Origin of the sequence: Streptomyces sp. NBC_00414 (assembly GCF_036038375.1) — a bacterium.
Classification (GTDB): domain Bacteria; phylum Actinomycetota; class Actinomycetes; order Streptomycetales; family Streptomycetaceae; genus Streptomyces.
In genome coordinates this window covers 8,658,265-8,678,177 of record NZ_CP107935.1, presented here as the reverse complement: position 1 = coordinate 8,678,177, position 19,913 = coordinate 8,658,265, and the positions used below count along the sequence as shown (strand labels likewise).

The window sequence follows — 19,913 nt, the reverse complement described above, 5'->3', positions numbered from 1 at the left end:
GCGCAGTTCCCCGCGCCCCTGAAAAACGGGGCTGCGCCCCAGCTTTTCGCCCCTGAGGGGCGCGGGGAACGGCGCAGTCTTTTGCCTTTAGGGGCGCGGGGAACTGCGCGACCAGCCACAGCGGACCCGCAGATGCCCACGGCCCTCAACGAATCGGCATGCCGGAAAGTGTGCGGGCGATCACCAGCCGTTGGATCTCACTCGTGCCCTCGAAGATCGTGTAGATGGCCGCGTCCCGATGCATCCGCTCGACCGGGTACTCCCGGGTGTACCCGTTCCCGCCGAGGATCTGGATCGCCTGCCCGGTGACCTTCTTCGCCGTCTCACTGGCGAACAGCTTCGACATGGACCCCTCGGCGGAGGTGAACTGCTTCCCGCTCACCGCCATCCAGGAGGCCCGCCACACCAGCAGCCGCGCCGCGTCGATCGACGTACGCATGTCGGCGAGCTGGAAGGCCACACCCTGGTTGTCGATGATCGGCCGCCCGAACTGCTCGCGCGTCTTCGCGTAGTCGAGGGCCACCTCGTACGCGGCCCGTGCCGTACCGACCGCCATGGCGCCGACAGCCGGGCGGGACGCCTCGAACGTGGCCATCGCCGCGTTCTTGAACCGCTCGCCGTTGCCCGCCTTGGCGGCCCGCTCACGGGCCCGGGCGAGGCGCTCGTCGAGCTTCTCCTTGCCGCCGAGCAGGCAGGAGCCGGGAACGCGGACGTTCTCCAGGACGACCTCGGCGGTGTGCGAGGCGCGGATGCCGTGCTTCTTGAACTTCTGCCCCTGCGACAGACCGGGCGTGCCCCGCGGGACGATGAAGGACGCGTGGCCCTTGGAGCCCAGCTCGGAGTCGACGACCGCGACCACGACGTGCACGTTGGCGATACCGCCGTTGGTCGCCCACGTCTTCGTACCGTCGAGGACCCACTCGTCCTTGGCCTCGTCGTAGACGGCCCGGGTACGCATCGAGGCGACGTCGGAACCGGCGTCGGGCTCGGAGGAGCAGAAGGCGGCGACCTTGACATCGTTGGCGTCGCCGTACATCTGGGGGATCCAGGTGCCGATCTGCTCCTCGGTGCCGTTGGCGAGGACGCCCACGGCGGCGAGGCCGGTGCCGACGATCGACAGGGCGATGCCCGCGTCACCCCAGAACAGCTCCTCCATGGCCATCGGGATGCCGAGGCCGGTGGGGTCGAAGTACTGCTGGGCGTAGAAGTCCAAGGAGTAGATGCCGACCTTCGCGGCCTCCTGGATGACCGGCCAGGGAGTCTCTTCCCGCTCGTCCCATTCGGCGGCCGCGGGGCGGATCACGTCGGCGGCGAAGCCGTGGATCCAGTCCCGCACCTCCTTCTGTTCGTCGTTGAGCTCCATGGTGAACTCGGCCATGTCCCCTCCAGCGCTGCACTCACATGTTACTTGCGGTAACGGTAGCCTGTTACTGGTCGGTAGTAAAAGTCAACTCCCCGTTCCAGGTCGGCAGCCCGTTCGAGGCGGGGTCGGCGCATGGTGTTACGTTGCGCAGGCGTCACCGAATCAGCACGGGTGGGGAGACATCATGGACACCACGCAGCGGACCGATCAGCAGAGGTCCGCCGACCGCCGACGGCGCGAGCTGTTGGAGGCCGCCGACCGGGTGGTGCTCCGCGACGGCCCGGGCGCCTCCATGAACGCCATCGCGGCGGAGGCGGGCATCACCAAGCCGATCCTGTACCGCCACTTCGGCGACAAGGGCGGACTCTACGCGGCCCTCGCCAAGCGTCACACCGACGCCCTCCTCGGAGCGCTGCGCGCCGCGCTGGACGCGCCCGCCGAGCGCCGGGAGCGCGTCGAGGCCACGCTCGACACCTACCTCGCGGCCATCGAGGCCCGCCCGCAGGTGTACCGCTTCCTGATGCACCCCTCCGAAGGCGGCCCGCAGAACGAGCAGGGCTTCGACATGGGGGCGTACTCCTTCCCGCTGCTGCGCCGCATGGGCGAGGAGCTGGCCGAGGTCATCGAGGAGCGCGTCGATCTCGGCCCGAACAGCCAGCAGTTGGCCCGGGTCTGGGGCCACGGCATCGTCGGCATGATGCACGCCGCCGGCGACTGGTGGCTGGGCGAACGCCCCTGCGCCCGCGCCGAACTGGTCCGCGCCCTGGCCGACCTCCTCTGGGGCCGCCTGGCAGCAGCGGGCGACAAAGCAGGCGGCCCGGGCTTCTGACCCACCCTCAGGAGCACGCGGACTCCCAGGGGCGCGGGCAACGGCGCGATCTCTTGCCTTCCAGGGGTGCGGAGAACGGCGCAGTCTTTTCGCCCTTCAGGGGCGCGGGGAACGGCGCAGTCTTTCGCCTTTGCCCTTCAGGGGCGCGGGGAACGGCGCAATCTTGTCGCTTCCAGGGGCGCGGGGAACTGCGCGACCAGCCACAACGCACCCGCACCCGACAACGAACCCTCAACGCCCCCAACCGGCCCGCCCCGCCTGCCAAAGCACCTTCCGCCGCCGCCACCCCGTGACCCGGTCCACATACAACCCACCGTCAAGGTGATCACACTCATGCTGAAGGCACCGAGCGAACCACCCACTCCCATGCACCCGCACCGGCGCCCCGTCCAGGGACACCCCCTCCACCACGGCATGGTCGAACCGCTCGGTGCCCGCCTCAAGACCCGGCAGCGACAGACACCCCTCGGGCCCGCGCAGTACCACCCCGTCCGCCTCGACGAGCCGCGGGTTCACCACATGCCCGACATGCCGCCGGTCGTCGTCGTCGGGACAGTCGTATACGAAGACCCGCAACGACTCACCGACCTGGTTCGCGGCCAGCCCGACCCCTTCCGCCGCGTACATCGTCGCGAACATGTTCTCGACCAGTCGCGCCAGTTGAGGACCGAACTCCGTGATTTCTTCACACCGTGTGTGCAACACGGGGTCACCGAGCAAAGACAGAGGAAGGACGCGCCCTCGGGCGCCGGGGATCGAGCCGTGTCGCATGGCCGCAAGGGTACGGTCCTCACTGTCGCGCGGGTTCCGGAGAGGTGCCGCGGTTCGGGCCTGCGAGTGGATCTCGATAGGCTGAGGGCCAGTCGTTGCCGGGGGCAGTGCGCGGCGCCGTACGCAAGGAGGATCGGGAACTGATGGCAGGCAACTCGGACCCGCTGTCGCCGCGGGCCAAGCTCGCCGTGACAGCGGGCAAAGCGGTCGCGGCGGCATCACGTGCCGCGGGCCGCGGCAGCGGATCGGTGATCGGCGGCCGGGTCGCGCTCAAACTCGACCCCGACCTGCTGGCCAGGCTCGCCCAGCACTTGGACGTCATCCTGGTGTCGGCCACGAACGGCAAGACCACGACGACCCGGCTGATCGCCGAGGCGTTGCAGGCCGCGGGGCCCGTCGTGTCGAACGCGCTGGGCGCGAACATGCCGGCCGGCATCACCTCGGCGCTGGCAGGCGGCTCCGACTCGCGGTTCGCCGTGATCGAGGTCGACGAGAAGTACCTGTCCGGGGTGGCGCGGGACACGGATCCCAAGTGCATCGCCCTGCTCAACCTCTCGCGCGACCAGCTCGACCGCGCGGCAGAGACCCGCATGATGGCCGAGCACTGGCGCGAGGGCCTGGCCGGGTCCAAGGCGGTCGTGGTCGCCAACGCGGACGACCCGCTGGTCGTCTGGGCCGCGTCCTCCTCGCCGAACGTGGTGTGGGTGGCCGCCGGTCAGATGTGGAAGGACGACGCCTGGTCGTGCCCGTCCTGCGGCGGTGTGATGCAGCGCCCCGGCGACGACTGGTTCTGCGGCGACTGCGGTTTCCGCCGGCCCCTGCCGAGCTGGGCGCTCTCCGGGGACCACGTCCTGGACCCGCACGGATCGGCGTGGCCGATCCACCTCCAGCTGCCGGGCCGCGCCAACAAGGCCAACGCCGCCTCGTCGGCCGCCGTCGCCGCCGTCTTCGGCGTGCCGCCCCAGGTCGCCCTGGAACGCATGTACAAGGTGCAGGCCGTGGCCGGGCGCTACGACGTCGTGCAGTTCATGCAGCGCGACCTGCGCCTGCTGCTCGCCAAGAACCCGGCGGGCTGGCTGGAGACGTTCTCCCTGATCGACCCGCCGCCGACGCCGGTGATCCTTTCGGTGAACGCGCGCGGCGCCGACGGCACCGACACCTCCTGGCTGTGGGACGTCGACTACACCCGGCTCACCGGTCACCCGATCTTCGTGCTCGGTGACCGCAAGCTGGACCTCGCCGTACGCCTGGAGGTCGCGAACCAGCAGTTCCAGGTCTGCGACAGCCTCGACCAGGCCGTGCAGCAGGCACCGCCCGGCCGGATCGAGGTCATCGCGAACTACACCGCTTTCCAGGACCTGAGGCGTCGTGTCGGCAACTGAACCCCGGAGGACGAAGAGAATGACTGACAACAGCCTTCGGCTGGTGTGGATCTATCCGGACCTGCTGAGCACGTACGGCGACCAGGGCAACGCGCTCGTCGTCGAGCGCCGGGCGCGCCAGCGCGGTCTGGACGTGGCCCGTCTCGACGTACGCAGCGACCAGCCGATCCCCACCTCCGGCGACATCTACCTCATCGGTGGCGGCGAGGACCGGCCGCAGCGTCTCGCGGCCGAGCGGCTGCGCCGCGACGGCGGTCTGCACCGCGCGGTCGGCAACGGCGCGATCGTCTTCTCGGTGTGCGCGGGTTACCAGATCCTCGGCCACGAGTTCATCAACGACCTGGGCCAGCGCGAGCCGGGCCTCGGTCTGCTCGACGTGGTCTCCACGCGCGGCGAGGGCGAGCGGTGCGTCGGTGACGTGCTGGGCGACATCGACGCGCGGCTGGGCCTGCCGCCGCTGACCGGATTCGAGAACCACCAGGGCATCACGCACCTGGGCCCCACCGCCCGCCCGTTCGCGAACGTGCGGCTCGGCAAGGGCAACGGAACGGGCGACGGCACGGAGGGCGCGTACAACGACACGGTCTTCGGTACGTACATGCACGGGCCCGTGCTCGCCCGGAACCCGTTGATCGCGGATCTGCTGCTCAAGCTGGCGCTCGACGTGAACGCGCTGCCGCCGATCGACGACCGGTGGTACGAGGCACTGCGTTCCGAGCGCATCGCGGCTGCTCAGCAGCCTGCCTGAGCCGCCGGGAGCAGCCCGTCTGGCAACGTGCCCGCTCACCTGTGCGGGCACGTCCAGCAGGCGGACGCACAGTGCGGACCCGCCCCCTGCCGCCGGTAGGGTGGCGGCGTCCTGCCGGACAGCGTGGTCCGGTCCCCGGTCCACGTTGAGAAGGTATTTCGGACTATGCGTATTGGTGTGCTCACGTCCGGCGGCGACTGCCCCGGTCTGAACGCCGTCATCCGGTCCGTCGTACACCGCGCCGTCGTCGACCACGGCGACGAGGTCATCGGCTTCCGTGACGGCTGGAAAGGCCTCCTGGAAGGCGACTACCTCAAGCTCGACCTCGACGCGGTGAGCGGCATCCTGGCTCGCGGCGGCACGATCCTCGGTTCCTCCCGGGTCCAGCCCGCGCATCTGCGCGACGGTGTGGAGCGGGCCAGGGGCCATGTCGAGGAACTCGGGCTCGACGCGATCATCCCGATCGGCGGCGAGGGCACGCTCAAGGCGGCCCGCCTCCTGTCGGACAGCGGTCTGCCGATCGTCGGCGTGCCGAAGACCATCGACAACGACATCGCCGTCACGGACGTCACCTTCGGCTTCGACACGGCCGTGGGTGTGGCCACCGAGGCCCTCGACCGGCTGAAGACCACCGCCGAGTCGCACCAGCGCGTCCTGATCGTCGAGGTCATGGGCCGCAACACCGGCTGGATCGCCCTGCACTCCGGTATGGCCGCGGGCGCCCACGCGATCGTCGTGCCGGAACGGCCCTTCGACATCGCGGAGTTGGCCGCCAAGGTCGGGACACGCTTCTCCGCGGGCAAGAAGTTCGCCATCGTCGTCGCCGCGGAGGGCGCGAAGCCCCGCGAGGGCACGATGACCTACGACGAGGGCCGCAAGGACGTCTACGGGCACGAGCGGTTCGCGGGCATCGCCCGGCAGCTCTCCATCGAGCTGGAGGAGCGCCTCGGCAAGGAGGCCCGGCCGGTGATCCTCGGACATGTCCAGCGCGGGGGTACGCCGACCGCGTACGACCGTGTTCTCGCGACGCGCTTCGGGTGGCACGCGGTGGAGGCCGTGCACCGGGGTGAGTTCGGCAAGATGACCGCGCTGCGGGGGACCGACATCGTGATGGTGTCGCTCGCGGAGGCCGTGGAGACGCTGAAGACCGTGCCGGATTCGCGGTACGCGGAAGCGGAAACCGTGCTCTGACGCTCAGCCGGGAGAGCCGGGAGAGCTGCGGGGCCGCGGGTGGGGTTCGTAGGCTGCGGGTCGCCTGTGGCTGAGCGCGCAGTTCCCCGCGCCCCTACGGGGCGCCCCGGAAGAAGTGCCCCCGGTCGCCGACGTGACCGGGGGCGGTTCTAGTCTGGGTGGGACAGACAGCGCGCAACCCGTACGAAACAGGAGCCGGCGGATGGATCACAGCGGGCACGGCACGACCATGGATCTGCCGCCGTTCACGCTGGGGCGGGGGCTCGAATGGTCCCCGGACCCGTTCTTCCTCGTCGCCTGCCTCGCGGGGCTCGCGCTCTACGGGTGGGGTGTCGCACGGCTGGTACGGCGCGGTGACGCGTGGCCGGTCGGCCGGACCGTGGCGTTCGCCACCGGCGTCCTGAGCGTCATGCTCGTGCTCTGCACCGGGCTGAACGACTACGGCATGGTCATGTTCAGCGTGCACATGGTGCAGCACATGGTGATCAGCATGCTGTCGCCGATCCTGATCCTGCTCGGCGCCCCGATCACCCTCGCGCTGCGCGCACTGCCGACCGCGGGGCGCGGCCGCAAGGGACCGCGCGAGTTGCTCCTGATGCTGCTGCACAGCCGGTTCATGCGGGTCGTCACGCATCCTGCCTTCACGCTCCCGCTGTTCATCGCCAGCCTGTACGCGCTGTACTTCTCCGGGATCTTCGACTTCCTGATGGAGTCCGGCACGGGCCATGTCGTGATGATGTGCCACTTCCTCGCCGTCGGCCTGGTCTTCTTCTGGCCGATCATGGGCGTCGATCCCGGCCCCCACCGGCCCGGCCATCTGATCCGGATGCTTGAGCTGTTCGCCGGTATGCCGTTCCACGCGTTCTTCGGCATCGCGCTGATGATGGCGTCCGAGCCGATGGTCGACACGTACAAGAACCCGGCCGCCTCGCTGGGCATCGACGCGCTCTCCGACCAGAACGCGGCGGGCGGCATCGCCTGGGCGTTCAGCGAGATCCCGTCCGTGCTCGTGCTGCTGGCGCTGCTCTTCCAGTGGTACCGCTCCGAGCAGCGGCAGGCACGGCGTACGGACCGGGCCGCGGACCGTGACGGCGACAAGGAGCTTGAGGCGTACAACGCCTATCTGGCCACTCTCAACGCACGCGGTCGCTGAGCCCCTTTTCACCCCCTTTCTCCTTTCGGTCACTGCGCGCGCTCTGCTAAATTCCCTTGACTGAAAGGCTTTTCCATTCAGTAGCATGATGCGTGACGCCCTGCTTCCGTTCCGCAGGGTTCGGGGGAACCGCCGCCGGGGGGAGCGGTCATGACAATTCACGCATGCTTGCTGAGGACCGGTAAAACCGTGATCCGAAGGCTCGCCGTTCTACTTGCCGCTGTGCTGATCCTCAGCGGATGCACCGAACAACGCCTGTTCGCGGTGCGGGCCGTCGCAGCCGGAATACCGTCACTCGCACCTTTTTTCGAAGAGGACGGATCTCTCGGCAAGGACCGCAAGGGACTCGCGCCGGAGGAAGCCCACAGCGGCCTGCAGCAGGGCAACACCCCAGGTCTGTACGGGGGTACGCGCGACCAGCAGGTCTGCGACATCGAACGGCTCAAGGATTTCCTCACCGATCCCAAGAACAAACAAAAAGCCCGGGAATGGGCACGGATCGTCGGCATTACGCCTGATCGGATCGAGGAGTACCTCGACGACCTCACACCGGTCCTGTTGCGTCACGACACTCTCGTGAAGAACCACGACTACAAGAAGGGCAAAGCGGTCCCCTACGACTCATTGCTGGAGGCCGGGGTCGCGGTATTGGTGAACGACCAGGGACTTCCCGCCGTGAAGTGCTCGTGCGGAAATCCGCTGAAGGCCTTCGACAAGGATCCCGAGAAGATCTCGGTCAAGTTCGAGGACGGCAACAAGAAGTGGGCGGGCTACGAGAAGGCCGAGGTGGTGACCGTCAAGCCCGCGCCGCGGCCGCTGGAGCGGATCGCCCTCCTGGACGTGGACGATCCCGACACGGCCATCGACCGGCCCGTCGGCACCACGGGCGAGCAGGACAGCACGTTCGACGCGACGGAACAGCACGAGGTTCCGACCGTGGCCGGGATGACCTTCGACCAGGCCGGTGAGGCGCTGGCCCGGCTCCGGCTGGCCGCCGCGTACTCCGGGGACGAACTCCCGCCGGGTGACGCGCAGGTGACCGGCTCGACGCCCGGGCCCGGGACGCCGCTGGCGTTCGGCGAGGCCGTGACACTGAGCGTGGACTCGGACTCCGGTTCGGGCTCCGGCTCCGGCTCCGGCTCCGGTGAAGAGCCCACCCCGTCGTCTCCCACCGAGTCGGACAGGTCGAAATCGCCTTCGGGCGGCGGGACCGAATCGTCCCCGGGCAAGGGCACGCCGTCGGACAAGGAGTCCGAGCCCGGTGGCGGTACGCCCTCGGACAAGGACTCCACGACACCCGGCGGGACACCGTCCGGGACGCGGTCGTCACCCGGCGGCGGGACGGCTTCCTCGCCCGCCGACGAGACGCCCACCGAGTCCACGCCGGTCTCGAAGCCACCGCCCCCGGACCCGGACCCGTCGACCCCGACCGCGTCGAGCACACCGCCCACGGTCGGTCCCACGTCCACGGCCTCGCCGCCCACCGACCCCACTCCGGTGGAGCCGACCGTCAGTGAGCCCACGGACAGCGAACCGGTGTCGAGCGAGCCGGTGTCGAGCACACCCGCCACCTCCGGCGGGTCGGGCACCGGCGAGGCGGCCCGGAGCCCGGCATAGGCCCACGAGGAGCAGAACCCCGGGAGTGACCGGATGGCATCAGGAACACCGCAGTCGGGAGTCGGCCGGGTCATCGCCGGCCGCTACCTCCTGCTGAACCGGCTGGGCAGTGGCGGCATGGGCCACGTCTGGCTCGCGTACGACCAGCGGCTGGCCTGTGAGGTCGCGCTCAAGGAGATCGTGTTCCGCGACCCGGGCGAGGCGGACAACGACCGCTCGGCCCGGGTGGCCCGGGCCCGCGCCGAGGCCCGGCACGCCGCGGGCCTGCGCGGCCACCCGCACGTCGTGACCGTGCACGACGTCCTGGAGCACGAGGGCCTGCCCTGGATCGTGATGGAGTACGTGGCCGGGGCGCTGGACCTCAGCGCCCTGGTCGCCCAGCGCGGGGCCGTCGCCCCCGCCGAGTGCGCCCGCATCGGGCTCGCCGTGCTGGACGCGCTGACCGCCGGGCACGAGCGCGGGGTCATGCACCGGGACGTGAAGCCCGCCAACATCCTTCTCGCCCCGGACCGCACGGGATCGCCGTACGCCCGGGTCCTGCTCACCGACTACGGCATCTCCGTGCAGCCCGACGGCGACGAGACCCGGTGGACGCTGACCTCCGCCCTGGTGGGCACCGCCGGCTATCTGGCGCCCGAGCGGGCCCAGGGCGGGCCGCCCACCGCGGCCGCGGACCTGTTCTCGCTGGGCTGCACGCTCTACTACGCCGTCGAGGGGTACGGGCCCTTCGACCGTGAGTCGGGACTCGCGGCGCTCACCGCCGTCGTCCTGGAGGAGCCGCGCCCCGTGCTGCACGCGGGGGCGCTGGAACCGCTCCTGTCGGCGATGCTCACCAAGGACCCGGTCCACCGGATCACCGCCGAGGAGACCGAGGCCGCGCTGTCCGCGATCCTGACGCCCCAGCCGCATCCCCGGACCCAGCTCGACCCGGGCTCGGAACCGCCGTGGGCGGGCGAGATCACCCGTACGGCCCCGCCCCGCACTCCCCCGGGTCCCGAGGCCCCGCAGAGCCACGGGGGCGACTCGCAGTGGTACGCGCCGTCCGCCGGGCAGGAGGCGTCCTCGGGCTCTCCTGGCCAGGAGAGCCCGGCCGGGTGGCCGCCCCCGCAGGAGACCCCCCTCCCATGGCCTCCCGGACAGGCTCAGGCCCCGTGGTCCACCGGGCAGGGCTACGGTCCTCCCCCGGCGGCCACCGGCCGACGCCGCCGCAGGCGCAACCACGCCCTGAGGGCCGTACTGGCGACCGCGCTCGGGCTGGCCCTCGCGGGCGGCGGAGCCTGGTACGCCCTGGCGAACCCGCCGGGGAAGGACGACGACGCCAAGCCGTACGGGGAGGCCGTCGGGCTGTCCGAGCCGCTCGCCGACGGGAACTGCGTCCGGACCAAGTGGACCAGCACCCCCTTCGTCGGCGACCCGGAACTCAAGCTCGTGAAGTGCCTCGGCGAGGACACGAAAGACACGCAGAACACGTACGGGCAGGTGATGGCCGTGTTCGAGGCGGGGTCCGCCGAGGACGCCCGCTCGGGTGGCGCCACGCAGTGCGAGCAGCGCACCGAGGAGACCCGCAAGAAGCTCGCGGACGTCCGCTCCTACGCCGTCGTGCCGACCGCGGACGGCTTCGACGCCGCCGGGCACCGCGTCGCCTGTCTGCTGCTCGACGCACGCGGCAAGCCGCTGTTCGGCCCGCTCGGGGACAACCGCCCGCTCGGCATGGTGTTCAAGGACACGGCCACCATGCAGAAGCGGGACTGCCTCGACCGGGTCTCCGACACCGGCGCCAAGCTGGTCTCCTGCCAGGGCCCGCACGAGGAGCAGGTGCTCGACTTCCACCGGATGAGCCGGGACACCACCCTTGAGGAGGCCCAACGGGAGGCATCCCTGGCCTGCCGGGAAAACGTACCGCCCAACGACTACGGCTACGACCCGAGCGTCTATACGGGCTCGTCCTGGGTGGGCAACAGCGGCTGGAACTCCGGCACTCATATCGTGGTCTGCACTGCAATTCGCCAAGACGGGGGCACCATGGAGAAGGACGAACCATGAGGAGGGTGTTGCGATGCCCGGTTCCACGAAGACCATGGGAGTGCTCACCGTCGGCGGCCTGGTGATGGTCACGGCCTACACGGTGGCGCTCGGCAGCAGCGGCTGGCTGTGGTTCGGCTGGGTGGTGCTCGGTCTGATCACACTGGCGATGGTGGCCTCGCGGCCCACCTGAGGTAGCGCGCGACCGGTCTCCCGGGAAGCCCTGCGGCTCTTTCCCGGGGGACTCGTTCGCGCGGGACCCGATGGTGGGTGCCTCGATCGCGAGCGGGTCATTCGCGGGCCAGCAGCCCCGCCGAGTGCACGCCCGGCTGGTATTTCGGCAACCGGGCGGTGATTTTCATGCCCGCGCCCGGAGCGGTCTCGATGACGAGGCCGTAGTCGTCCCCGTAGACCTGCCGCAGCCGGTCGTCGACGTTCGAGAGACCGATGCCGTCCGAGGGGCTGGCCTCGCCCGCCAGGATGCGGCGCAGCCGGCCGGGGTCCATGCCCGGGCCGTCGTCCTCGATGACGACGAGCGCCTCGGCCCCCGCGTCCTGCGCGGTGATGCTGATGCGGCTCTTGTCTACGTTGCCCGGACCGCCTTCCAGGCCGTGCTTGACGGCGTTCTCGACGAGCGGCTGCAGACAGAGGAAGGGCAGGGTCACCGGCAGCACCTCGGGGGCGATCTGCAGGGTGACCGCGAGCCGGTCGCCGAAGCGGGCCCGGACCAGCGCCAAGTAGTGGTCGATGGCGTGCAGTTCGTCGGCGAGGGTGGTGAAGTCGCCGTGCCTGCGGAACGAGTAGCGGGTGAAGTCGGCGAATTCGAGGAGGAGTTCACGGGCCCGCTCGGGGTCGGTGCGCACGAACGAGGCGATCACGGCGAGCGAGTTGAAGATGAAGTGCGGGGATATCTGGGCCCGCAGCGCCTTGATCTCGGCCTCGATCAGCCGGGTACGGGACTGGTCGAGATCGGCGAGTTCCAGTTGGACCGACACCCAGCGGGCGACCTCTCCGGTGGCCCGCACGAGCACGGCGGACTCGCGGGGCGCGCAGGCGACGAGTGCCCCGTACACCCGGTCGTCGACGGTGAGGGGTGCGACGACGGCCCAGCGCAGCGGGCAGTAGGGCTCGTCGCAGACGAGGCGGAAGGCCTCCCCGCGGCCGGTCTCCAGGGGGCCGCCGATCCGCTCCATGATCTGCTCGCGGTGGTGCTCGCCCGCGCCCTCCCAGGCCAGCACGGTGTCCTGGTCGGTGAGGCAGAGCGCGTCGGTGCCGAGCAGCGTGCGCAGCCGTCGCGCGGACTTGCGGGCCGTCTCGCCGGTCAGGCCCGCGCGCAGCGGAGGCGCGGCGAGCGAGGCGGTGTGCAGGGTCTCGAAGGTGGCGTGCTCGACGGGGGTGCCGAGGTCTCCGGGGCCCGGCGAGCGCGCGGTGCGCCGGCCGAACCAGAAGCCGACCGCCAGCAGCGGCAGCACGGCCACGCAGAGTCCCGCCAGGAATCCGCTCATGCCTTGATCTCCCTGGTGTCCTTGGCCTCCGTACGTACCTGTCCCCCGGCCAGTTCCTCCGGCAGATGGAAGCGGGCGAGGATCGCCGCCGTCCCGACCGGTACGCGGCCGGGTGTCGCCAGGGACACCAGGACCATCGTGAGGAAGCCCAGCGGCACCGACCACAGCGCGGGCCAGGCGAGGAGTGCGTGCAGCGAGCCCGTCCCCGGGAAGCCGGCCATCGTGGCCGCGACCGCGAGGAGCGCCGAGCCGCCGCCGACGAGCATCCCGGCGGCGGCGCCGGGCGGGGTGAGCCGGTGCCACCAGATGCCGAGGACGAGCAGCGGGCAGAACGAGGAGGCGGACACCGCGAAGGCGAGTCCCACGGCGTCGGCGACCGGCAGTCCGCCCACGAGCATGCTCGCCGCGAGCGGCACGATCATGGCGAGGGCCGTACCGAGCCGGAAGTGCCGTACGCCGCGCGAGGGCAGGACGTCCTGGGTCAGCACGCCCGCCACGGCCATGGTGAGGCCCGACGCCGTGGACAGGAACGCGGCGAAGGCCCCGCCGGCCACCAGCGCGCCGAGCAGGTCCCCGCCGAGCCCGCCGATGACCCGGTCGGGCAGCAGCAGGACGGCCGCGTCGGCGTCACCGGTCAGGGTCAGCTCGGGGGCGTACAGGCGGCCCAGCGCGCCGTAGAGCGGGGGCAGCAGGTAGAAGAAGCCGATCAGCACCAGCACGGCGACGGTGGTGCGGCGGGCGGCCACGCCGTGCGGGCTGGTGTAGAAGCGGACGACGACGTGGGGCAGCCCCATGGTGCCGAGGAAGGTCGCGAGGATCAGCCCGTACGTGGCGTACAGCGGGCGTTCCTCGCGGCCGGCGGCGAGTGAGGTGGACATGCCGCCGTTGCTGCCGCGGTCGGCGACGGGCACGGGGTCGCCCTTGGCGAAGGACAGCCGGGTGCCCCCCTCGATGCGGTGGACGCCCGCGGGCAGCCGGACCCGCTTGCTCTCGTAGCGGACGTCGTCGACCGTGCCGTCCGCGGTGACGGTGAGCGGCCGGTCCAGCTTCAGGTCGAGTCCGGCGTCGACGCGTACGACCCGGTGCTCGCGGAACATGGCCGGTTCGTCGAAGGGGTGGCGCGGCGCCCCGTCGTCCTGCCAGGCGAGGACGAGGAAGAGCGCGGGGACGAGCAGGGCGGTGAGCTTGAGCCAGTACTGGAAGGCCTGGACGAAGGTGATGCTGCGCATGCCGCCCGCGGCGACGGTCGCCACCACGACGACCGCGACGATGACGCCGCCGAGGGACTTGGACGCCCCGGTGAGCACGTTCAGCGTCAGTCCCGCGCCCTGGAGCTGGGGCAGGAGGTACAGCCAGCCGACGCCGACGACGAAGGCTCCGGCCAGCCGGCGCATGCCCTGCGAGGCGAGCCGGGCCTCGGCGAAGTCGGGCAGGGTGTACGCGCCGGAGCGGCGCAGCGGGGCCGCGACGAAGATCAGCAGGACGAGATAGCCGGCGGTGTAGCCGACGGGGTACCAGAGCATGTCCGGGCCCTGGACGAGGACGAGGCCCGCGATGCCGAGGAAGGAGGCGGCGGAGAGGTACTCGCCGCTGATGGCCGCCGCGTTCAGGCGGGGGCCGACCGTGCGGGAGGCCACGTAGAAGTCGGAGGTGGTGCGGGATATGCGCAGGCCGAAGGCGCCGACGAAGACGGTCGCGACGACCACGAGGGCGACCGCCGGGACGGCGTAGTTCTCGTTCACGGGCGGTTCTCGCTCACGCGCTGATCCTTGACGGGCCGGTCGTCCACGGGCTCAGCGGTCCTCGACGAGGCGGACGAAGTCCTTCTCGTTGCGGTCGGCGCGGCGCACGTACCAACGGGCGAGCAGCACCAGCGGCGGGTAGATGCAGAAGCCGAGCACGATCCATTCGAGGCTCGAACTGTCTCCCAGCGCGGTGAACACCAGGGGCAGTGGGCCCACGAGGAGGACGAGCACGGCGAAGACGGTGAGCGCGGCCCGCAACTGGCTGCGCATCAGGGAGCGGACGTAGGTGTGGCCGAGCGTGGTCTGCTCGTCGATCTCGGTACGCGGCCGGTAGCGGCTCAGCGGGCGGGTACGACGCGGCGGGCCGGTGACGACGACCCGGCGGTCGTTGGCGACCCGGCGGTCGGTGGGGTCGTGGGGCAACTCCGGCCTCCTCAGCTCGCGGTCCGGCGCATCAGCAGGTCCCGCAGTTCTCGTGCGTGACGGCGACTGACCTGGAGCTCGACCGAGTCGACCAGGACGCTCACGGTACCCGCGTCCAGGCGGAGCTCGCTGATGTGACCGAGAGCGACGAGATGGCGGCGGTGGATGCGGACGAAACCGCGCGAGCGCCAGCGCTCTTCGAGGGTGGACAGGGGGATGCGGACGAGATGGCTGCCCTGGTCGGTGTGCAGCCGCGCGTAGTCGCCCTGGGCCTCGACATGGGTGATGTCCTCGACGGCGACGAAGCGGGTGACCCCACCGAGCTCGACGGATATGTGGTCCGGGTCGGGTTCGTGCACGGGTATCAGCGGGGCCGCGTCCATCTGCTCGACGGCCCGGCGGACGGCCTCGGCGAGGCGTTCCCTGCGGACCGGCTTCAGGACGTAGTCGACGGCCTTGAGGTCGAAGGCCTGGACGGCGAATCCCTCGTGGGCGGTGACGAACACGACGAGCGGCGGCTTGGCGAACCCGGCGAGCAGCCGCGCCATGTCGAGTCCGTCGAGCCCCGGCATGTGGATGTCGAGGAAGACGACGTCGATGCCCTCGTCGCCGCCGGGGCCGCTGTCCAGGGCCCGGTTGATGCGCCGCAGCGCCGTCGTGGCGTCGCTCGCGCCTTCGACACTGCTCACCCGTGGATCGGCGTCCAGCAGATAGAGCAGTTCCTCGAGGGAGGGCGGTTCGTCGTCGACGGCGAGGGCGCGCAGCATGAACCCGGAGTGTAGGAGCAATTCGTACGTCTGCACATGCGGCGGGCAAGGTCGTGGTGGCCGGATCGCCGCTGGATACAGTGCCCGCATGAGACCCACGTCCGCTTCCTTCGACGATCTCGACCGGAAGATCGTCACCGCTCTGATGGCGAACGCCCGCACGAGTTTCGCCGAGATCGGTGCGGCGATCGGGCTGTCCGCCACGGCGGTCAAGCGCCGGGCGGACCGGCTGCGCGAGACGGGCGTGATCACGGGGTTCACGGCGACGGTGAAACCGGCCGCGCTGGGCTGGCGTACGGAGGCCTATGTGGAGGTGTACTGCGAGGGCGCGGCGCCGCCGCGGCGCCTCGCCGAGGTGGTGCGCAACCATCCGGAGATCACGGCCGCGATGACGGTGACGGGTGGGGCGGACGCGCTGCTGCATGTGCGGGCCCGGGACGTGGAGCACTTCGAGGAGGTGCTTGAACGGATCCGGGTGGAGCCGTTCATCCGCAAGACGGTCAGCTTCATGGTGCTGTCCCATCTGCTGCCGGAGAGCCCGGAGGCGGGGGCGAACCAGCCGGCTCCGGAGGCGTGAGCCCGGCGGGACCCGGGGGACGCGTGGGTGACCGCGGGCGGGGAGGCGTGAGTTCGTCGGAGGGCGAGGGTCCGGTTCTTCTTCCACTCTTTCGGGTCAACCGCGCATCGATCGTGCGCCGAACGGGCCCAAGACGCAGCATTTCTTCGGCAGCGCGCAATTTCTGATTCTTGTCGCGCCGCTCCCCCGCTTTCTACCGTTGAGGCATCCCACCCGACACCTCAGGAAAGCGGAGGAACCCCTCTGTGCCCATGAGCCGTGTGCCGCGTACCAGACGGTTTCTGGTCTGCGAACCCAGACACTTCGCCGTGCAGTACGCCATCAATCCCTGGATGCGTGAGGACACACAGGTCGACGTCGAGCTGGCCCGGGGCCAGTGGGCGGAGCTGATCTCCGCCTACCGCGCCCACGGCCACACCGTCGACAGCGTCGAGCCGGTCGCCGGTCTGCCGGACATGGTCTTCGCCGCGAACTCGGCGCTGGTCGTGGCGGGCCGGGTCTTCGGCTCGCTCTTCCACGCCCCGCAGCGCCGCCCGGAGTCGACCGCGTACGAGACGTGGTTCAAGAACGCGGGCTTCGACGTCCACCAGCCCGAGTCGGTGTGCGAGGGCGAGGGCGACCTGGTCTTCGTCGGCCGCGTCCTCCTGGCGGGCACCGGATTCCGTACGGCACGGGCCGCCCACCACGAGGCGCAGGAGTTCTTCGGCGTCCCCACGGTCAGCCTCACGCTGGTGGACCCCCGCTTCTACCACCTCGACACCGCGCTGTTCGTGCTCGACGACGGCCCCGAGGCGAACATCGCGTACTACCCCGAGGCGTTCTCGGCGGGCAGCCGCGAGGTGCTCCGCCTACTCTTTCCTGACGCGGTGATCGCCACTCACGAGGACGCGATGGTGTTCGGGCTGAACTCCGTCTCGGACGGCCGCCACGTCTTCATCGCGCCGCGCGCCGAGGCCCTCGCGGGCGAGCTCGACCGCCACGGCTACGTTCCCGTCCCCGTCGACCTCTCGGAGTTCCAGAAGGCCGGCGGCGGCATCAAGTGCTGCACCCAGGAGATCCGCTCATGACTGTCGCGCCCAGCCGTTCCCTGCGCTCGTCCGCCGAGCTGATCCGGGCCGAGGAGCCCGTCCTCGCGCACAACTACCACCCGCTGCCCGTGGTCGTCGCCCGCGCCGAGGGCGCCTGGGTCGAGGACGTCGAGGGCCGTCGCTACCTCGACATGCTGGCCGGTTACTCGGCCCTCAACTTCGGGCACCGCCACCCGGCCCTGATCGAGGCCGCGCACCGTCAGCTCGACCAGCTGACGCTGACCTCGCGCGCCTTCCACAACGACCGGCTGGCCGGGTTCGCCGAGTCGCTGGCCCGGCTGACCGGTCTGGACATGGTGCTGCCGATGAACACCGGCGCCGAGGCCGTGGAGAGTGCCATCAAGGTGGCCCGCAAGTGGGCGTACGACGTGAAGGGCGTCCCCGCCGACCGAGCGACCGTCGTGGTGGCCGCGGACAACTTCCACGGCCGTACGACGACGATCGTCAGCTTCTCCACCGACGAGAGCGCCCGTGCGGGGTTCGGCCCCTTCACGCCGGGGTTCCGCGTGGTCCCGTACAACGACCTCGCCGCGCTCGAAGCGGCGATCGACGAGACGACGGCGGCCGTGCTGATCGAGCCGATCCAGGGCGAGGCGGGAGTCGTCATCCCGGACGACGGCTATCTGCGGGGTGTCCGCGAGCTGACCCGGCGGACGGGGTGCCTGTTCATCGCCGACGAGATCCAGTCGGGCCTCGGGCGCACGGGCCGCACGCTGGCCGTGGAGCACGAGGGTGTCGTCCCGGACATGGTGCTGCTCGGCAAGGCGCTCGGCGGTGGCATCGTGCCGGTCTCCGCGGTGGTCGCGCGGCGGGAGGTGCTCCAGGTGCTGCGGCCGGGCGAGCACGGCTCGACGTTCGGCGGCAACCCGCTGGCCGCGGCGGTCGGCTCGGCGGTGGTGGAGCTGCTGGAGACCGGCGAGTTCCAGCGCCGGGCCGAGGAGGCGGGCGTCGTGCTGCGGGACGGTCTGGCGGCCCTCGTCGGCAAGGGCGTACAGGGCTTCCGGGCGCGGGGCCTGTGGGCGGGCGTCGACATCGACCCCGCCATCGGTACGGGCCGCGAGATCAGCGAGTCGCTGATGCGCGAGGGAATCCTGGTGAAGGACACCCACGGCTCGACCATCCGCCTGGCCCCACCGCTCACGATCACGAACGAGGAACTCCGCACGGCCCTGGGCACCCTGGAAACGGTGCTGCGCACGGCCTAGGGGCGCGGGGAACGGCACGGTCTTTTGGCCTTCAGGGGCGCGGGGAACGGCGCAGTCCTTCGCTTTCAGGGGCGCGGGGAACGGCGCGACAAGCCCCCACCGGCCCGCAGCCGACACGACCGCCCTGCCCCCGCCTCCGCAGGCGGCGGGCGTATGTCGGGTGCGCCCGGTGGGGGCCGTTCGCGCAGTTCCCCGCGCCCCTGAACGAGGGCCGGTGGCCGGTCACGGCTTCAAGAGCGTCTTGACCATCCCGTCCTCCTTGGCCTGGAACATCGCGTACGCCTTGGGCGCGTCCTCCAACGGCATCTCATGCGTCTTGAACGTGTCCACACCGAGCGGATCCTCGTCCGTGAGCAGCGGCAGGATGTCCTCGACCCACCGCCACACGTTGGCCTGCCCCATCCGCACCTGGATCTGCTTGTCGAACATCGTCAGGAGCGGCATCGGGCTGACCGCGCCGCCGTAGACACCGGAGATGGAGAGCGTGCCGCCGCGGCGCACCAGCTCGATGCCGGCGTACAGGGCTCCCATGCGGTCGACACCCACCTTCTCCATCATCGGCTGCGCCACGGCGTCGGGCAGCAGGCCCGTGAGCCAGTGGGCCGCCTTGGCGAACGGCGACCCGTGCGCCTCCATGCCGACGGCGTCGATGACGGCGTCGGTCCCGCGCCCGCCGGTGAGGTCCCGGACGGCCTCCGCGAGGTCCTTGCCGTCCATACGGGCGTCGAAGCACGTGACTCCGTGGGCGCTGGCCCGGGTGAGACGCTCCTTGACCGGGTCCACGCCGATGACCAGGCCGGCGCCGCGGTGCTGGGCGATGCGGGTGGCCATGTCACCGATGGGCCCGAGGCCCAGCACCGTGACGCTGCCACCCTGCGGAACGGCCGCGTACTCCACCGCCTGCCAGGCGGTGGGCAGGACGTCCGACAGATAGACGTAGCGGTCGTCGGGAGGCCCCTCGGGGACCTTGATGGGGAGTTTGTTGCCGAACGGCACCCGCAGGAACTCCGCCTGCGCGCCCGGCACCTGCCCGTACAGCTTGGTGTACCCGAACAGCGAGGCGCCGCTGCCGCGCTCGCGGACCTGGGTCGTCTCGCACTGCGACTGGAGCCCCTGGTCGCACATGTAACAGTCGCGGCAGGAGACGTTGAAGGGGATGACCACCCGGTCACCGGGGGCGAAGGCGGTGACGTCCGGTCCCACCTCCTCCACGATGCCCATCGGCTCGTGGCCGAGGATGTCGCCGGGGTCGATGAAGGGTCCGAAGAGTTCGTACAGGTGGAGGTCGGAACCGCAGAGGCCGGTGGAGGTGATCCTGACGATGATGTCGTCGGGCTTCTCGATGCGTGGATCCGGCACGGTCTCCACCCGGACGTCCCGCTTGCCCTGCCAGGTCAGTGCACGCATGGTGTGACTCCTCCAGCGATCGTGTTCGTGGTCCACTTCTGTCGCCCGAGTCCCCTTTCTCCGCTTTCCGACACTCCTCCCGCGGGACCGGCCCGCGTGCATCCCCGGACGGTGGGTACC

General features: G+C 70.7%; 18 protein-coding genes. 11 read left to right on the top strand and 7 right to left on the bottom strand.

Features of this window, described 5'->3' with window-relative positions; genetic code table 11:
- Nucleotides 1-145: 145 nt before the first annotated feature.
- A complete protein-coding gene (locus OHS59_RS37805) occupies nt 146-1,378 on the bottom strand; it encodes an acyl-CoA dehydrogenase family protein (RefSeq protein WP_328497827.1) in 1,233 nt (410 codons plus the stop codon).
- Nucleotides 1,379-1,547: 169 nt separating this feature from the next.
- On the opposite strand from OHS59_RS37805, the gene OHS59_RS37800 reads away from it, so the two are divergent.
- Nucleotides 1,548-2,192 carry a TetR family transcriptional regulator gene (locus OHS59_RS37800; RefSeq protein WP_328497826.1) on the top strand — a complete coding sequence of 215 codons (645 nt, stop codon included), beginning with the start codon at nt 1,548-1,550 and terminating at the stop codon, nt 2,190-2,192.
- Nucleotides 2,193-2,423: 231 nt separating this feature from the next.
- Here OHS59_RS37800 and def read toward each other — a convergent pair whose 3' ends face one another.
- Nucleotides 2,424-2,963, bottom strand: a complete 540-nt coding sequence (gene def / locus OHS59_RS37795; RefSeq protein WP_328497825.1) for a peptide deformylase — start codon at nt 2,961-2,963, stop codon at nt 2,424-2,426.
- A gap of 143 nt (nt 2,964-3,106) precedes the next feature.
- Between def and OHS59_RS37790 the strand changes: the two genes are divergently transcribed.
- From OHS59_RS37790 to OHS59_RS37760, 7 genes are all read left to right on the top strand, one after another.
- Nucleotides 3,107-4,345 (top strand): MurT ligase domain-containing protein, encoded by a 1,239-nt coding sequence (locus OHS59_RS37790; RefSeq protein ID WP_328497824.1) that lies wholly within the window; start codon nt 3,107-3,109, stop codon nt 4,343-4,345.
- A 19-nt stretch (nt 4,346-4,364) separates the two neighbouring features.
- Nucleotides 4,365-5,093: a type 1 glutamine amidotransferase gene (locus OHS59_RS37785; protein WP_328497823.1), complete on the top strand. Its 729-nt coding sequence runs from the start codon at nt 4,365-4,367 to the stop codon at nt 5,091-5,093.
- Nucleotides 5,094-5,258: 165 nt separating this feature from the next.
- A complete protein-coding gene (locus OHS59_RS37780; protein WP_328497822.1) occupies nt 5,259-6,284 on the top strand; it encodes a 6-phosphofructokinase in 1,026 nt (341 codons plus the stop codon).
- A gap of 202 nt (nt 6,285-6,486) precedes the next feature.
- Complete coding sequence (locus OHS59_RS37775) at nt 6,487-7,437, top strand: cytochrome c oxidase assembly protein (protein WP_328497821.1); 951 nt, start codon at nt 6,487-6,489, stop codon at nt 7,435-7,437.
- Between the two features lie 222 nt (nt 7,438-7,659).
- Complete coding sequence (locus OHS59_RS37770; RefSeq protein WP_328497820.1) at nt 7,660-9,054, top strand: DUF6777 domain-containing protein; 1,395 nt, start codon at nt 7,660-7,662, stop codon at nt 9,052-9,054.
- A 33-nt stretch (nt 9,055-9,087) separates the two neighbouring features.
- The gene (locus tag OHS59_RS37765; protein WP_328497819.1) at nt 9,088-11,097 is read left to right on the top strand and encodes a serine/threonine-protein kinase; all 2,010 of its coding nucleotides are present in this window, start codon (nt 9,088-9,090) and stop codon (nt 11,095-11,097) included.
- Between the two features lie 13 nt (nt 11,098-11,110).
- Entirely contained in the window at nt 11,111-11,269 is a 159-nt protein-coding gene (locus tag OHS59_RS37760) for a hypothetical protein (RefSeq protein WP_107018800.1), read from the top strand.
- Between the two features lie 97 nt (nt 11,270-11,366).
- On the opposite strand, the gene OHS59_RS37755 is transcribed toward OHS59_RS37760, so the two are convergent.
- Genes OHS59_RS37755 through OHS59_RS37740 form a run of 4 tightly spaced genes read right to left on the bottom strand, consistent with a single transcriptional unit; the run spans nt 11,367 to nt 15,516 of the window.
- Nucleotides 11,367-12,581 (bottom strand): sensor histidine kinase, encoded by a 1,215-nt coding sequence (locus OHS59_RS37755; RefSeq protein WP_328497818.1) that lies wholly within the window; start codon nt 12,579-12,581, stop codon nt 11,367-11,369.
- Nucleotides 12,578-14,323, bottom strand: coding sequence for a sodium/solute symporter (locus OHS59_RS37750; RefSeq protein WP_328497817.1), 1,746 nt, complete (start codon nt 14,321-14,323; stop codon nt 12,578-12,580). Before OHS59_RS37750 ends, OHS59_RS37755 begins: the two co-directional genes overlap by 4 nt.
- Before the next feature lie 51 nt (nt 14,324-14,374).
- A complete protein-coding gene (locus tag OHS59_RS37745) occupies nt 14,375-14,749 on the bottom strand; it encodes a hypothetical protein (protein WP_328497816.1) in 375 nt (124 codons plus the stop codon).
- A gap of 11 nt (nt 14,750-14,760) precedes the next feature.
- Nucleotides 14,761-15,516, bottom strand: coding sequence for a LytR/AlgR family response regulator transcription factor (locus tag OHS59_RS37740; RefSeq protein WP_328497815.1), 756 nt, complete (start codon nt 15,514-15,516; stop codon nt 14,761-14,763).
- Nucleotides 15,517-15,604: 88 nt separating this feature from the next.
- Between OHS59_RS37740 and OHS59_RS37735 the strand changes: the two genes are divergently transcribed.
- The 3 genes from OHS59_RS37735 to rocD all read left to right on the top strand — a co-directional run bounded on the left by OHS59_RS37735 (nt 15,605) and on the right by rocD (nt 18,386).
- Nucleotides 15,605-16,093: an Lrp/AsnC family transcriptional regulator gene (locus tag OHS59_RS37735; protein ID WP_328497814.1), complete on the top strand. Its 489-nt coding sequence runs from the start codon at nt 15,605-15,607 to the stop codon at nt 16,091-16,093.
- Nucleotides 16,094-16,338: 245 nt separating this feature from the next.
- Entirely contained in the window at nt 16,339-17,160 is an 822-nt protein-coding gene (gene ddaH, locus OHS59_RS37730; protein WP_328497813.1) for a dimethylargininase, read from the top strand.
- Nucleotides 17,157-18,386 (top strand): ornithine--oxo-acid transaminase, encoded by a 1,230-nt coding sequence (gene rocD, locus OHS59_RS37725; RefSeq protein ID WP_328497812.1) that lies wholly within the window; start codon nt 17,157-17,159, stop codon nt 18,384-18,386. Before ddaH ends, rocD begins: the two co-directional genes overlap by 4 nt.
- Nucleotides 18,387-18,608: 222 nt before the next feature.
- On the opposite strand, the gene OHS59_RS37720 is transcribed toward rocD, so the two are convergent.
- Nucleotides 18,609-19,793, bottom strand: coding sequence for an alcohol dehydrogenase catalytic domain-containing protein (locus tag OHS59_RS37720; protein ID WP_328497811.1), 1,185 nt, complete (start codon nt 19,791-19,793; stop codon nt 18,609-18,611).
- Nucleotides 19,794-19,913: the final 120 nt, after the last annotated feature.